The organism is Actinoplanes lutulentus (genome assembly GCF_003259845.1).
In the GTDB taxonomy this organism is placed as follows: Bacteria; Actinomycetota; Actinomycetes; order Mycobacteriales; family Micromonosporaceae; genus Actinoplanes; species Actinoplanes lutulentus.
This window is the reverse complement of sequence record NZ_QLMJ01000019.1, coordinates 136,095-149,390: the sequence shown is the minus strand read 5'-3', so window position 1 is coordinate 149,390 and position 13,296 is coordinate 136,095. Positions and strand designations below refer to the sequence as shown.

Genomic DNA, 13,296 nt, shown 5'->3' with positions numbered 1-13,296 from the left:
CGGGCACCGTCAACGGGAACGAAGTCACACGCAAGCACCGATCAGCGTGGATGAAGGCGCACCTAACGGGCGGCTGGCGTGGATGAGGCCGCACGCAATGACACGGTGCGATTTCATCCACGCCAGGGCCGAGACAGGAGCTCACACAGGTACTCGGTGCGGCCTGATCACTGCTGCTGGCCTCTTACGTGTGCTCGCATCTCGGCCGGCCCGAGCCGGTAGCCCGCGCCGCCGACCGGGGCCGGTAGCCCGCACCGGTAGCCCACCGGATTCGGCGGGACTTTGTTGAGGGCGCGCCAGCGATGATGAAAGCACACGGTGGGCGCTGGAAATCGTGGCGATCACCCCGGCCGGCAGCACACTGTGGGCCCCCGTCCGGGCTGGCGAGCGTCGTGAACCACCTAGTCGGAAGCACACGGTGGGCTCGTGGCAACGACGAGCAGCGAGCAGAGTGGCGAGCGGCGGGCAGAGCATGGAGCGGCGAGAAGGGAACGGTGACCTGTGACCATCTCCTGCGCGCTGAATGTGCGCCGTCCCCTCGCGCGGAACGATGCTCCCTCTCGGGGCGACAATCCTGGCGATCCTGCCGCCTGGGACTCGGCGGATACCTACAGTGGGGCGGTGCTGACCCGTCGTCTGATCGTCCCGCTTGTGGCCGCCGCGTTTCTGGGTGGCACCGCTGGCCCGGCGGCGGCCGTTCCCGGACCGCCGCCGTTGCTGCAGGGCTGGATCGTCACTGAGCGTAACCCGGCCCGCTGCCTGACCGGCGGCCCGGTCGGTACGGTGCTCACCACCGCAGCGTGCAAGTCCGGCAATGACGCGCAGGAGTTCTACCAGACCAGCGAAGGCCACTTCACCAACGACGGCAACTGCGTGCAGCCGGAGAGTGACGAGTCCGGCGCGCGGGTCCGGGTGGCGGCCTGCACCTACACCGCGGACCAGGAGTGGTGGTTCACCGGCACCCTGCGGGCCGGGGAGAACGGGCGCTGTGCCACCGAGATCGCCATCGACCGGACCGGCGTCGGTACGGTACGCCTGCGCAACTGCAGTGAGAAAGCGAACCGCAAGTGGCGCAACCACACCCCGTGGTGATCAGACCCGCCGTCCGGTGACCATGAACTGCATCTGCACCTCGTGGCCGGGGGACACTCCGTACCGGTTGTCCAGTTCGAAGATCGTGGTCAGCGGGGTGACGGAGACGTCCTCCAGCCCGCCGTTCGCGAGCGCCAGCGCGGTCTCGTCGATCGACTTGGCGGCGGCCAGCGGCAGCAGCGACTGGACCTCGGCGTCGTAGAAACCGGCGGCGTCCAGCCCGTCCGCGAACCAGGTGCTGTCGACCATGGCGACCAGCCCGCCCGGTCGCAGCAGACGGATCCAGTTGGCGACGGCTTCCCCGGGCGTCCGCAGCGTCCATGCCACATAACGGCCGACGATCGCGTCGAAGCTACCGTCCGGGAACTCCGGAGCCACAGCATCACCCAGGCGAAAGACCGGGCCGGATGAAAGCTCAGCCCCGTGCCTCCGGGCCTCGGTGAGCATCCCCTCGGACAGGTCGATACCGGTCACCCGGTGACCGAGCCCGGCCAGCGTCAGCGCGACATATCCACTCCCGGTGCCGACGTCGAGAACGTCCAGTGGCGCGGGCGGCAGCGCCTTCTCCCAGATTTCCGACCAGGCCGCACGATCGGCGTCGAGCCGTTCGGGGCGCTGCTGGTACGCGTCATAGGCGGGGGCACGGCCGGTCCAGTACTCGTTGATGCGGTCCTGCGCGGTCACGCCGGGTTCTCCTCCGATAGTGGTTCGAACAACAGGTGTAAGGAATCCTCTATATCCAGACGGCGGATTCCAATGCCATATATCGGTTGGAGGATCTGCGGATCGAGCACTTCCGGGGTCTCACCGGCGGCCACTACCCCGCCGGAACCGAGCAGCACCAGATCGTCGCAGTACCGGGCGGCCAGGTTCAGATCGTGCAGCACCACCACCGAGCAGGTGCTCAACGACCGGACCAGGCGCAGGATCTCATGCTGATACCGGATGTCCAGGTGGTTGGTCGGCTCGTCGAGCAGCAGGTGGGTGGCTTCCTGGGCGAGGGCCCGGGCGATCAGCACCCGCTGCCGTTCACCGCCGGAGAGCCCGGCGAACGACCGCGCGGCCAGATGGGTCGCGCCGACCCTTGCCAGGCAGCGGGCCGCGACCTCATGATCGGATGCTCCGGCCCGCTGGAACGTCGACAGGTGCGGGCCACGGCCGAGCAGCACCATCTCGGCCACGGTCAGCGCGGTCTCACCGCCGGACTCCTGCACCACGACGGCCATCCGCCGGGCGGCGTCGCGCGGGCTCAGCGAGGACAGCCGGTCACCGTCCACACGCACGCTTCCCGCGCTGCTGCGCAGCGCTCCGTACAGAAGACGCAAGAGGGTGGTCTTTCCACTGCCATTGGGACCGATCAGCCCGAGTACGCGTCCCGGCCGCGCCGTCACGGCGACACCATCGATGACCGGGGTGCCGCCGTACCGCCACGAGACGCCGGACGCCTCGATCACGAGAAGCGCTGCACGATCTTCTCGAGGCCGTCGATGGAGAGCGGCGACGGCGGCTCGGTGAAGTTGAACAGCTGCGGCAGCACGTCGCCGTTTGCCACGGCCTTGAGCTTCTCCGCCCCGGGCAGACTGGTGACGGCCTGCTCGACGGCCTTCGGGTCGCCGTCGCCGTAGAGCAGGATCAGCACGTCCGGGTTGCGGCCGAGCAGCTCCTCCAAGGTTACCTCGAAGACGCGCTCCTTGTTGTCACCGAAGACGTTGGTGAACCCGGCCGCCTCCAGCTGCGGATGCGCCATGCTGGCCGACCCGTACGCATAGGTGACCCCGCCTCCGACGGTCGGGTACAGGACCGCTGCGGTGCGCTTTTCTGTCGGCGCCGGGATCTTTGCCATCCGCTCCTTGAGTGAGGTGACGGCGGCGAGGGCCTCGGGTCGTTGGTCGAAGACCTCGCCGTAGGCGTCCATCTGCCGGTAGATGTCGTCGAAGGACGGCACAGCCGTGGCGCCCTGGCACAGAGCCGGCTCCTCCAGCAGCGGGATGTCCACCGCGGACAGCGTGTCCCGGGACAGGTTGTCCACCTCGCCGAGCACCAGGTCCGGCTGCTGGCTGATCACGACCTCCTTGGAGATCTGCAGGTGGCCGCTCGTGTCGGTCTTATCGGTGAGCAGCGGGATCTTGGCGATCTCGGCCTGGGTGGCGGCGTCGTAGTACTCCTTCGGGTACTGGCCGGCGCGTGCCGTGACCCGGTCCATCACGCCGAGCGCATGCAGGTACGGCACGGCTGCGCTCTTGAGCAGCACGACCCGTTCGGGCGCCTGGTCGAAGGTGACCTCGGCGCCGCAGTTGGTGAGCGTCACCGGATAGTTGCCGTGGCCCGCCGCTGAGTTGCTGGTGTCTGCTTCGGGAGCGCCGCAGCCGGCGACGAGGAGCAGCGAGGCGGTCGCGATTCTCATTTTCACTGGGACACTCCGTGCAGGCGTTTGATCAGGACCAGGAGGAACGGGGTGCCGACGAGGGCCGTGATGATGCCGATCGGAATCTCCTGCGGCGCCAGCAGCACCCGTGCGATCACATCGGCGCCGACCAGCAGGATCGCGCCGAGCAGCGCGGCCACCGGGACCACCCGGACGTGCGGGGCGCCGACGATGCGGCGCGCCAGATGGGGTACGACCAATCCGACGAACCCGATGCTCCCGGACGCGGAGACCAGCACGCCGACGCAGAGCGAGACCACTACGAGCAGCCGCAGTCGCAGCCGGTCCGGTGCGATGCCCAGCGTGTGCGCGGTCTCGTCACCGACGGCGAGGGCGTCCAGGCTGCGGCCGATGACCGTGAGGTACGCGATCGTGCCGCCGATGACGACAGCGGCGACCGCGAGCAGGGCGTCCCAGCGGGCCAGGCCGAGCGAGCCGAGCAGCCAGAACATCACCGACCGGGCGCCTTCGGCAGATCCGGACGCGAAGATCAGGAAGCTCGTCGTGGCGTACAGCGCGTAACCGACCGCGACGCCGGCCAGCAGCAGCCGGATCGACGTGACGCGGCCGCCGGAGCGGGCGATCAGGAAGACCAGCAACGATGCGGCGAGCGCGCCGAGGAACGCGCTGGTGGAGAGGGCGTACTGCCCGAACCCGGCGCCCGCTCCGAACAGGATCGCCGCCGCCGCGCCACTGGACGCGCCCGAGTTGATCCCGAGCAGGTAGGGGTCGGCCAGCACGTTGCGGACCATCGCCTGCAGCGCCACGCCGCAGACCGCGAGGCCGGCGCCGACCAGGATGCCGAGCAGGACGCGGGGCAGGCGTACCTGCCAGACGATCGCCTCTTCGGGCGGCGTCCAGGTGACGTCGCCGATGTGCAGCAGCTGGTGACCGATGATCCGGGCGACGGTGACCGGACTGATGCCGACCGCCCCCGTGCCGACGGCGATCAGCCCGGTCACGACCAGCGCGGCGGTCAGCACCACCAGCCAGGTCGTGGTCCGGCGCCGCTGCACGCCGAGCACCTCGGTGACCACCAATGCCCCCATCCTGGCTATTGCAAAAGATGGGCAACAACCTAACATCAAGATCGCGAATGAATGAAGGGGGTCATCTTGCGCATCGAAAGATCCAATTCGGTACGCACAGCGGCCACGATCTGGGCCGCCGCCACGGCCCGTAGAGACGGGGCGCCTGCGGGTGGTGCCGGTGCTACGGGTTCTGCGAGTGCTGCGGCTTTTGCGGCTTCTGTGGAGGCGCGGCTTCCCGGCGTGCAGCGTCGGATGGACCAGGGCGGTGTCCTGCACATCGCTTACCGCGGTTCGGAGGCGGTCGGTTTCACCGTCGTGGTCGGCGCCGAACTGGTCTATCTCGCCGTCGACCCTCATTCGTGGGGAAGCGGCGTGGGCAGCGCGTTGCTGGCGCATGTGGACGCCGAGGCTCGCGTCGCCGGGTTCAGCGAGCTGGAGCTATGGGTGATCGCCGGCAACGAGCGGGCGATAGCGGTCTACGAACGAGCCGGCTGGACCCGCACGTCAAACGTAAAAAACGGCGAACGCCGCCTCGTCAGACAACTCACCGACGATTAGCCCGTCGTTGGCCCGCTCTCCCGGGCCGAGCCGTAGCTCAGACGGGTATCGGCACATCCATGAGGTGTCTGGGCTACGGCTCAGGGACGCGAGCCGTCGGTCAGACATGGAATCGGGCCCGCATTCCACGTCTGGACTACGGCTCCGCTGCGACCCTGCTCCCGGAGCGCGGCTCAGCGGGGGACCCCGGCCCAAGACCGCGCAACCAGGGGCGTGCGTGTCGAGTTCGGGTCCGCTCCGCGCCCAAACTCGACACGCACGTGGGGGGTCGCTCGTGTGTGTCGAGTTCGGGTTTGCTTTGCGCCCAAAGTCGGCACGGGCCGGGTTGGTGGGGTTACGCGTACCCGATGAAGGTTGCTGTGCGGGAGGCCAGCGCCATGATGGAGATCATCGGGTTGGTGCCTGAGGGGGTGGGGAAGGCGGAGGCGTCGCCGATCCAGACGCCGGGGGTGTCGTGGAGTTCGCCGTGCGGGTTGGCGACGCTGGTGGCGGGGTCGGTGCCCATGCGGCAGCTGCCCATCTGGTGGGCGGAGAAGATCGTTGCGCCGCCGGCTCCCAGGTGCAGTTGCTGGGCCTGGGCGATGTAGGCGTCCAGGTTGTCGCCTGCCTGCCACGCCGGCAGGCCCTGGGCCAGGACCTGGATGCGGCCGGCTCCGGCGGCGTGGTGCAGGCGGATCTCGGCTTCCAGGGCGCGCTGGGTGTTGCGGACGTCCAGTTCGTCGGTCAGTTCGTAGGAAGCCACGCTATTTCCGGCGGGATCCAGACTTATCCGGCCGTGACCTCGATCTCGGATCAGGCCGATGAACGAGCCGGTGTTGCGGAAATCGGCCATCGTCTGCTTGTGCTCGGCCGGCGTCGTGAACGGCACCGCGGAAGCGCCGAGCGCGGGTGCGTACTGAATGCTCTCCATGAGGAAGCCGTGACCGTTTTCGATCGTGGCGAACTCGTCGATCAGCGCGGCCTGCGGTGCGCCCCACCAGCCGCGCATGTCGGTGCCGTAATCACCCATCGTGACCGTGCACGGGTGCAGGCGCAGGTATTGCCCGACGGCCGGGCCGCCGATGCCGGAGCGCAGGAGCACGCCGGGGGATTCGAGGGCACCGGCCGCGAGCACCACGATCGGCGCGCGGACGTTGACGCGATATTCACCGACTTTTCCGGTCACTCCTGCCGCCCGGCCGCCGGCGACCAGGATCTTCTCCACCTGGCAGCCGTCCACGACCCGGGCGTTGTGGTCCAGGACCGCCGGCTCCAGGTAGACCTTGAGCGAGGACTGCTTCGCCCCGGAGACGTCGCCGAAGCCCAGGTGGCCGGCGATTGCGGCGTCGTGGCGTTTCTCGTCCCAGTTCCGGTTCACGGTCTTGAAGGACCAGCCGAGCGTCTCCGATCCGCGCCGCATCGCCTCGTGGATGCGGTTGAACTCGGAGCAGCGGTCGTTCACCGAGAGTTCCCGCCAGACCGCGTCCAGGTGCCGATCGAATTCGGGCGTCGCCACGTCGGTAAGGCCGTGTTCGGCCCACTGCCGGCGTACGTCGTCGCGGGTGCGGATGCAGTTCGTCCAGTTGATCACGGTGCCGCCGCCGAGGCCCGCGCCCGCCATCAGCGTGATGTTGCCGTCGACGGTCGGCGTCGGGCCGCCACGCCAGTAGGAGCCCTGGTAGGCGGCGATTTCGTGCTGATCGAAGTCGGACTCGGTGCGGTACCGGCCGGCCTCCAGCACGATCACGTCGGCGCCACCGGCGGCGAGCCGGCCGGCGATCAGGCCGCCGCCCGCGCCGGATCCGATGACCACGACGTCGGCTTCCAGGTCGAGGTCGCCGGTGACGGGCAGCGGTGTGATCTTCCGGTCGTCGGCGGGCGGCTCGGTGGCGACCGGGCCCGGATATCCGAATCTCGTCCAGAACGGATTGTGACCGCTCTCGTCGGTGATCCCGTAGGTCACCAGCAGGGTCAGGCTGGTGAGTGCGCCGATGCCGGCGGCGGCTTCCGGGGAAGCCTGCCGCACGGCGGCGAGCACCGCCTCGGGCGCGTCGTGGAACCCGTTGGCGGCGAGCGCGTCGAGCAGCGAACCGAGACCGGCCTGCTGCTCGGCCGGCATCGCCGTGATCATGGCGAGCACAGCGTGGTCGGTGCCGACGTCGGAGGCGCGGCGCGCCCAGAATCCGTCGGTGTCATCGGGGCGGTCGAGGGACGGTACGACGGTGTCGCAGAGTAGGTGAAGTGTCCGAATCTGTTCAGGGGTCACGATGCTGGCCTCCTGCTTCGGCGAAGAAAGCTCGAAGGGCCAATATAAAATATATTCATCGGTACGTGTGACCGCCGTCACGATCAACATCCAGGGTTCAGGAAGTCAGCACCGGGAGTGCGGCCGGGTACGGCTTGGCGATCACCGCGTCCACCGCGTCGTTGAACCGGTCCATCGGCGCCGGCGTGGTCGGCCCGAGCAGGTAATGCCGCAGTCGCTCCCGGCGCTCGGCCATCGGATCGTCCGGCACCGGCTGCCGCAACGCCCGCACCAGATCGGCCAGCCCGGCGGCGCCGGACCCGAGCAGGTACGCCCCACCGGCCACCGTCTGCGCGGCCCGGAACTCGTCCTCGTCCTGATCCCGCACGTTCGTGACGACGTACGGCTTTCCGCTGGCCACGAAGTCGGAGACGACCGCGGAGATGTCGGCGATCATCAGGTCCGCCTGGTTGAAACAGGAGTAGAGGTCGGGCCGAGGCCCGGTGACCGTCCGATGTGCCGTTCCCTCCCAGCTGAGGCGCTGCCACTCCCGCTCGGCCTCGACCAGCCGGGCGTGCCGCTCCGGAGAGGGTGTGCCGTGGTCCCGGGTCGCCTGGGCGTCGTCGGGGGACTCCGGCCCGGCCAGCTCGGCGATGAGCCGGTCCAGCTCGGCGAGTCGCTCCGAAGTATGGCCGGCGTCGCCCAACAGATCGATGATCTTCTGGTTGATCCGTTTGGTGACCGGGTCCTGATAGCCGGTCAGCGGGTGCGGCTTGTAGATGATCCGGATGTCCGGCGAGAGCGCCAGCAGCGTCTTCACGATGGCCAGCCCCATGATCGGCACCGAGCTGACCGCCAGATCCGTGCTCCAGCCCTCCCACGTCGGCGCGTAGAGCACGGTGAACACCCGCCGATCCGTGCGCGCCGGCTCCACCGCCGCGAGCTGCGGCCGGCCGACCTCCACGATCGACGAGTCGGCCACCGCCGAGCCGGCCCGGCGATACCGGTCGCGGCCCGCCCTCCCGGCCACCCACACCTCGTCGTAGACCCGGCTGAAGGGGTTCGTGCTGGCCACCTTGTCACTGTCGCCATGGCCGACGAAGACGTGCCGGACCCCGTTCGTACGCAGCATCTGGATGTTGTTGCCGGTGTTGCCGACGTACAGAACGGCTTTGAGATCGGGCAGGTCGAGGTCCATGACGTCGGGGCCGCGCGGCACGCAGATGATCGGCAGTGTGGTCGGGGCGATCCGGGTGAGGTGCTTGCGCTCGCGGACCAGGATCGCCGCCCGGTGCCGCAGCCCGGCGAGGACCTCCAACCAGGAGTCCACCTGGTACGTCGTACCGCTGGCCTCGCTGAGGCTGAAGTAGAGCAGCACCTCCGGCCGGTACTCGCGCAGTTGTGTGAGTGCCGCGGCCTGCAGTGCCTCCTTGTCGGCGAGCACCAGGTTCCGGTGATGGTGGATCGCCGCGGCCCCGAGCACGGTGAGCACACACACCGCCGAGACGACGAGCCCGGCGGTGGCAGCGGAGTCGCTGATCGCCGCGCCCACGGCGACCGGCAGGGCCAGGTGCAGCAGCCAAGCCGGCGCCCGGGCGGTCAGCCAGGTCGGCGGCGCGTCCGGGATGCCCAGCCCGGAGAGGTCCAGGTTGCGCGTCGGGTGGGGGAGTTGGCGCAGCTCGGTCACCCGGCGTAGTTCCACGTTGATGAGGGCGCGTAGGGCGTACAAAAGAATGAGAGCGAGAGCGAGGGAGCTGTGCGCGACCATCGTCAGGATCGCGCCGTCGCGCAGGAGCGACCGTGTCACGCCGCTGAGCTGGGCGCGGCGCATCAGGCTGGCGAGGGCGGTGCGTTTGACGCCCCAGCGTTCGACGACCACGACGGCGGCCAGGGCGATCAGAAAGAGCGCGGTGTGGGGGAGGAGCGCGCCCGCGTAAAGGGCGAGCAGTGACAGTGCGTAAAGGGCGAGGATCACGAGGCCCGCCGGACGTCGACGATGTGACCGGTCCAGTCGGAGATAATCACATCGACCGAGGTGCCGGCCACCTCTTCGGCGGTCAGCATCGACGCGGCGGGCTCGTCGCCGAACGCCTGCCGCCGCATCGGGGTGCCGGTGCGTTCCGGGTTGATGCAGTTGACCCGGATGCCGCGTTCCGACCACTCGTCGGCGAGGGCTTGGGTCAGGTTGACGGTGGCCGCCTTGGTCGAGGAGTAGAGGCTGTAACCGGCGCGGCCCCGGGTGTACGAGCTGGAGGTGTAGAGCAGCAGTGCGCCGCGGGTCTCGGCGAGGTAGTCGGCGGCGGCCCGGGCGATGTAGACCGGCGCGAGGTAGTTGACCCGCAGAGCCTCTTCGATGTCGGTGTCCTCTGCGTCGGCCAGTTTGCCGACCCGCAGCACGCCGGCGGTGTTGACGACGTAGTCGATCCGGCCGGTCCGGGCGTATGCCTGCCGGAGCGCGTCGGCGACCTGTTCCGGGTTCTCCACATGGGTGCCGGTGGTGGAGCGGCTGAACGGCAGCACGGTGGCGCCGGCCGCGGCGGCCAGGTCGCCGGTGGCCTTGCCGATGCCGTAACTGCCGCCGAAGACGACGACCGTCTTGCCGGTGAGCAGCCTGGTCCGGTCCGCGGCCGAGGTCTCCAGCACCCGCGGGTTGGAGTTGAGCTGGAACAGCTTGTCGGCGAGGTGGATGTCGATCGGGTGCGTGATCTTCAGGTTGTTCTCGTCGCCGGGGACCACGTAGATCGGCACGTCGGGCAGGTAACGCCGGACCACACCGCAGTCGTCGGTGGCGGTGAACTCGGGGTCGGCCGCGGCCAGTTCGTACGCCTTGCGCAGGATCGACAGGTGGAAGCCCTGTGGCGTCTGCCCGCGGCGTAACCGGCTGCGCTGCGGGATGTCGGTGATGATCTCCTCGCCGTCGACCTCGTCCACCGCGATGATCGTGTCGGCCGACGGGGTCGCCACGTCGATCGCTTCGTACCGGTCGAGGGCGTGCACGCTGTCCGCGATGATCCGCTGCGATACGAGCGGGCGTACCGCGTCGTGAATGATCATCTTGCATTCGGTTCCGTGCATCGCCGCGATGGCCCGCTGGGTCGTCTCGCTGCGGGTCCGGCCGCCGGCGATCACGCCGAGCACCTTGGTGAACCCGCCGCGCGCGACGATCGCCTCGACCTCGGCCACGTGGTCCGGAGTCATCAGGACCAGCACGCTGTCGATGACGGGGGACTGCTCGAAGGTGGCCAGGGTGTGCTCGATGACCGGCCGGCCGGCGATCTTGACGAGTTGTTTGGGCATCTGGAGCCCGAGTCGCTCACCGACACCGCCGGCGAGAACGATGGCGACGGCCGGCAACACACTCGATTTATTGTTCATCCGGGCCTTCTGCAGAGAGCGGGATACCGTTGATGCCGGGCGACGTTAACAGCAGGGAAAGGGGAATTCAACAATTTGATATCTCTGTCAGACGCCTGGGCGGAGGCTATGTTTTTGAATTGCCTGTCAGGTGGCAATGAATGTCCTGTGAAGCGAAAACAATGATTTCCCGTTAATGTGTCGCCGATGAAGGTCAGCGTGGTCATTCCGGTCTACAACCCGGGCCCTTATGTCGAGGACTGCATCAATTCGCTCGTTCATCAGAGCCTGCCGGCCGACGAGTACGAGATCTGCTTCGTCGACGACGGCTCGACCGACGAGACGCCGGCGCGGCTCGACAAGCTGGCCGGCGAGCACGCCAACGTGCGGGTGATCCACCAGGAGCCGTCCGGCTGGTCCGGCCGGCCGCGCAACGTCGGCATCGAGGCCACCACCGGCGAATACATCATGTTCGTCGACAACGACGACTACCTCGGGCCGGAGGCCCTGGAGCGGATGTACGAGTACGGCGTCGCCCACCACGCCGACGTGATCGTCGGCAAGATGGCGGGCAAGGGCCGGCCGGTCCCGCTGGAGCTCTTCCGGGAGAACCGCCCGTACGCCTCGGTGCGCAACGCGCCGCTCATCGACAGTCTCACCCCGCACAAAATGGTGCGACGCGAGTTCCTGGACCGGATCGGCCTGCGTTTCCGCGAAGGCCGGCGCCGGCTGGAGGACCACGTCTTCGTCGCTGAGGCGTACCTGCGTGCCGAGAACGTCGCGGTGCTCAGCGATTACGTCTGCTACTACCACGTGAAACGCGATGACGCCTCGAATGCCGGTTTCCGGCCGATCGAACCGGCCGGCTATTTCGGCAATCTTCGCGAAGCCCTCGACGTGGTCGAGAAATACACCGAACCCGGCCCGCTACGCGACGGCCTTTTCCGTCGCTGGCTGCGCAACGAGATCGTCGAGCGGCTGCGCGGGCGCCGGCTGCTGGCGATGGACCCGGAGTACCGGCAGGAGATGTTCCGCGAGATGCGCGCGGTCACCGAGCGGTTCGGCCCCGGTGTCGCCGCCGGCCTCGCGCCGCTGCAGCGGGTCGTCGCCGGGCTGCTGAGCGAGGGCCGGCTCACCGACCTGGAGACGCTGGCCGCCTGGGAGGTCACCGTCACGCCCAGCGGTGACCTGCGCAAACTCGCCTGGAGGGACGGCGTCCTGCAGGTGACCTTCACCGTCGAGTACCGCGGTGTCACGGCCCTCGACGACGGCACTCTGCGACTGCCGATCCCGGAGAGTGTCCCGGCTCGCTTCGAGGCGTCCAAGGTCGACCTCGTCATCCGCGAGCGCGCCACCGCCGCGGAGTTCTACCAGCCGATCACCTTCGAGCGTGAGCGTGTGCCGGCCACCGACCCCGCGATGGTCCGGCTTCGGCTCCGGGCCACGGCGTTGATCACCCCGGGTCCGGCCGTCGGCGACGGCATCTGGGATGTCTACATCCGGTACGCGCTGGCCGGCTGGAACAAGGAGACCCGCCTCGGTGCGCTCCGTGGACCCGACGCCGACGCCGGCCGCCGTCTCGGGGTCATCGGCGGGCGATCCGTGCTGCCGTACTGGACCGACCCGCACCAGAACCTGTCGCTCGACGTGCGGGAGAGCACCAACCGGCTGCGGTACGACCTGCTTCCGGTACGCCCCGAGCAGGTGTCCGTCTCGGGCGACCGGATCGCCGTGTCGCTGCCGGTCCACGTGGACGCCGTCACGACCGGGCGGATCCGGCTGACCAGGGCGAAGACCCACGAGGTCGAGGTCGACGCGGTGCTCACGCCCGTGCCCGGTGGCTGCGTCCTGGAGGCCGCGCTCACGAGGCTGCCGGCGGGCCGGTACCGGATCGCTGTCGGCCTGGGCAGGAGCGACCGGGCTCCCACCGACCTGCGGCTCACGCTGATCGTCGGCGAGCGCGGCGCCCGGGAGGTGCGCGCCGCCGAGGACACATCCCCGGCGGCTCGCCCTGTGCCCTGGGCACTCAGGAAATACCTGATCAGGCTGCTGCGGCCAGCGCGTCGGCCTTGATGTCGGCGGCCTTGCGCAGATCCGCCGAGTCCACCGACGCGAGCGAACCGAACAGCGAAACGGCCTGGTAGTACGTCCACGCCAGGCTGGTGCAGGCCGGCCGGACCACCGAGTTGTACGTGGCGCACTTGCGCTTCAAGTCCTCGTAGAACGCCGAGTCCACCCGGCTCTTGTTCGCCGGGAACGTGCCGATCGCCTTGTGGTTGCGGTACCCGAAGTCGTGCCGGTGACAGGCGAGCTTGAAGTCGAATCCGAGGGGGTTGTCCGGGCTGGACGAGCAGTAATCGGTGCTCCAGTCGAATCCGTACGCGGACCAGGAACCCTGGTTCTGCCGTGCGGAATTCCAGCTGTTGTAGCTGCTCGCGCTGGTCTGGGTGAACGAGGCGAGTACTGCGGCCTTCTGGGCGGCGGTCACGGCGTACGCCGGGGCGGCCAGACCGAACACGGTGAGTATCGCGGCGAGGGAGGTGGCGAGGAGGATGCGGACCGATGAGCTCATGCGGGGCTCCTGTCGGACGGCCCGCCGGTGGCGACGGGCG

At 68.8% G+C, this 13,296-nt stretch carries 11 protein-coding genes; 3 read left to right on the top strand and 8 right to left on the bottom strand.

Going from position 1 to position 13,296, the window contains the following annotated elements:
* The first annotated feature begins 621 nt into the window (after positions 1 to 621).
* Positions 622 to 1,092, top strand: coding sequence for an RICIN domain-containing protein (locus B0I29_RS34080; RefSeq protein ID WP_181558104.1), 471 nt, complete (start codon positions 622 to 624; stop codon positions 1,090 to 1,092).
* Here the strand turns inward: B0I29_RS34080 and B0I29_RS34075 are convergent, their stop codons facing one another.
* The 4 genes from B0I29_RS34075 to B0I29_RS34060 are packed head-to-tail and all read right to left on the bottom strand — an operon-like array spanning position 1,093 to position 4,566.
* On the bottom strand, positions 1,093 to 1,776 hold the full coding sequence (locus B0I29_RS34075; RefSeq protein ID WP_111653246.1) for a class I SAM-dependent methyltransferase: 684 nt from the start codon (positions 1,774 to 1,776) through the stop codon (positions 1,093 to 1,095).
* Positions 1,773 to 2,546, bottom strand: coding sequence for an ABC transporter ATP-binding protein (locus tag B0I29_RS34070; RefSeq protein WP_111653245.1), 774 nt, complete (start codon positions 2,544 to 2,546; stop codon positions 1,773 to 1,775). Before B0I29_RS34070 ends, B0I29_RS34075 begins: the two co-directional genes overlap by 4 nt.
* The gene (locus B0I29_RS34065) at positions 2,543 to 3,496 is read right to left on the bottom strand and encodes an ABC transporter substrate-binding protein (protein ID WP_111653244.1); all 954 of its coding nucleotides are present in this window, start codon (positions 3,494 to 3,496) and stop codon (positions 2,543 to 2,545) included. The genes B0I29_RS34070 and B0I29_RS34065 overlap by 4 nt, the downstream gene beginning before the upstream one ends.
* 2 nt (positions 3,497 to 3,498) lie before the next feature.
* Positions 3,499 to 4,566: a FecCD family ABC transporter permease gene (locus B0I29_RS34060; protein ID WP_111653243.1), complete on the bottom strand. Its 1,068-nt coding sequence runs from the start codon at positions 4,564 to 4,566 to the stop codon at positions 3,499 to 3,501.
* Positions 4,567 to 4,788: 222 nt separating this feature from the next.
* On the opposite strand from B0I29_RS34060, the gene B0I29_RS46050 reads away from it, so the two are divergent.
* A complete protein-coding gene (locus B0I29_RS46050; RefSeq protein WP_245972963.1) occupies positions 4,789 to 5,106 on the top strand; it encodes a GNAT family N-acetyltransferase in 318 nt (105 codons plus the stop codon).
* A gap of 334 nt (positions 5,107 to 5,440) precedes the next feature.
* On the opposite strand, the gene B0I29_RS34050 is transcribed toward B0I29_RS46050, so the two are convergent.
* The 3 genes from B0I29_RS34050 to B0I29_RS34040 all read right to left on the bottom strand — a co-directional run bounded on the left by B0I29_RS34050 (position 5,441) and on the right by B0I29_RS34040 (position 10,705).
* Positions 5,441 to 7,351 (bottom strand): GMC family oxidoreductase N-terminal domain-containing protein, encoded by a 1,911-nt coding sequence (locus B0I29_RS34050; protein ID WP_220091501.1) that lies wholly within the window; start codon positions 7,349 to 7,351, stop codon positions 5,441 to 5,443.
* Between the two features lie 97 nt (positions 7,352 to 7,448).
* Positions 7,449 to 9,305: a glycerophosphotransferase gene (locus B0I29_RS34045; protein WP_111653240.1), complete on the bottom strand. Its 1,857-nt coding sequence runs from the start codon at positions 9,303 to 9,305 to the stop codon at positions 7,449 to 7,451.
* Positions 9,302 to 10,705, bottom strand: a complete 1,404-nt coding sequence (locus B0I29_RS34040) for a bifunctional cytidylyltransferase/SDR family oxidoreductase (protein ID WP_111653239.1) — start codon at positions 10,703 to 10,705, stop codon at positions 9,302 to 9,304. The genes B0I29_RS34045 and B0I29_RS34040 overlap by 4 nt, the downstream gene beginning before the upstream one ends.
* Positions 10,706 to 10,891: 186 nt before the next feature.
* Between B0I29_RS34040 and B0I29_RS34035 the strand changes: the two genes are divergently transcribed.
* Complete coding sequence (locus B0I29_RS34035) at positions 10,892 to 12,757, top strand: glycosyltransferase family 2 protein (RefSeq protein ID WP_111653238.1); 1,866 nt, start codon at positions 10,892 to 10,894, stop codon at positions 12,755 to 12,757.
* Here the strand turns inward: B0I29_RS34035 and B0I29_RS34030 are convergent.
* A complete protein-coding gene (locus B0I29_RS34030) occupies positions 12,726 to 13,256 on the bottom strand; it encodes a phospholipase (protein ID WP_111653237.1) in 531 nt (176 codons plus the stop codon). The genes B0I29_RS34035 and B0I29_RS34030 overlap by 32 nt on opposite strands.
* Positions 13,257 to 13,296: the final 40 nt, after the last annotated feature.

Excerpts from the sequence above, each read along its gene's own strand:
- B0I29_RS34065 (WP_111653244.1), bottom strand. The coding sequence starts at position 3,496 with ATGAGAATCGCGACCGCCTCGCTGCTCCTCGTCGCCGGCTGCGGCGCT.
- B0I29_RS34060 (WP_111653243.1), bottom strand. The coding sequence starts at position 4,566 with ATGGGGGCATTGGTGGTCACCGAGGTGCTCGGCGTGCAGCGGCGCCGG.
- B0I29_RS34040 (WP_111653239.1), bottom strand. The coding sequence starts at position 10,705 with ATGAACAATAAATCGAGTGTGTTGCCGGCCGTCGCCATCGTTCTCGCC.
- B0I29_RS34035 (WP_111653238.1), top strand. The coding sequence starts at position 10,892 with ATGAAGGTCAGCGTGGTCATTCCGGTCTACAACCCGGGCCCTTATGTC.
- B0I29_RS34030 (WP_111653237.1), bottom strand. The coding sequence starts at position 13,256 with ATGAGCTCATCGGTCCGCATCCTCCTCGCCACCTCCCTCGCCGCGATA.